The organism is Endozoicomonas sp. SESOKO3 (genome assembly GCF_024606255.1).
On the sequence record NZ_JAHHPR010000528.1, the window covers coordinates 1 to 1021 of the forward strand.

A 1021-nucleotide genomic window follows, 5' to 3' on the forward strand; every position below is an offset into this window, starting at 1 on the left:
TGCTGAGTTTATGCAGGGCGCTCAACGAGGGAAACAGGTCGAATACAGCCTGGGCGTGGCTGGCATCCAGAAAACGCAGCTGATTATCTTTTGTTAAGGGTTGCAGGAGTTCCCAGTAGAGTCTTTGCATATAGTCGTGTTTCAGCACTCCTGATAATTGCTGCAACCGGGCAGAGTACTGTTCCCATAGCCTTTTATCCGGCAATGACTGCAGCCGCTTGACGAAATAGACGAAACGCTCTCTGTGTTCATCGGAAGAAAACAGATCCATTGCTCTATTTAACACATGGAAGGGCACGGCTTTAATCAAATGACGGAACAAAAAATCCCGGTCCTGTTGATTAGCCCGGAGGTATTGCCCGACGCCCTTCCCCCCACAAGAAGACAGGAGTCTTATCAATGCTTCGAGCATCAGAACGGTCTTGGTCTTTTCATGGCATTGATGAAATTTTCTTAAAGTCGCCCAATGGAGTAACCAGTCTGGCTTAGAGGTGGAAAGATAAAGAGCAACAGTTCTTATCTGCCGATTATATTTGTCACTCTCTTCATCCTCTGAATCGCTGCATTCTTCATTAGATCCTGTAAAAAGCCACTGTTTCAGTTGTGTTTCCCGGTGTTGCAGCATATCAACAGCAGGGAGTCCTGCTGATGCCCAGAGTCTGGTCATAATTTGCAGTAGTTGATGATTAGGTACATCCTCGCAGCTTGTCCAACCCATCACTTTTTTCACTTCCTCATATTTGGGTACGCCCCGGCCATTATTCATGGACGAGAAAGCGCGGAACCGTTCCATATTGAACTCGCCATCCTTGTCTTTCCATTCTGGCCAGCCCGACACTGCTTTGACTTCCTCATGTTTGGGTACTCCTTTGCCATTATTCATAGACGAGAAAGCGCGGAACCGTTCCATATTGAACTCGCCATCCTTGCCTTTCCATTCTGGCCAGCCCAGAACTGCTTTGACTTCCTCATGTTTGGGTATTCCTTTGCCATTATTCATGGACGAGAAAGCGTGGAACAG

Annotated in this window: 1 protein-coding gene; it reads right to left on the minus strand. The window is 47.3% G+C overall.

Annotated elements, in window-relative coordinates; genetic code table 11:
* Nucleotides 1-1021, minus strand: a 1021-nt coding sequence (locus tag KDK18_RS09065) for a hypothetical protein (protein ID WP_257254581.1), incomplete at both ends; no start/stop codon positions are given.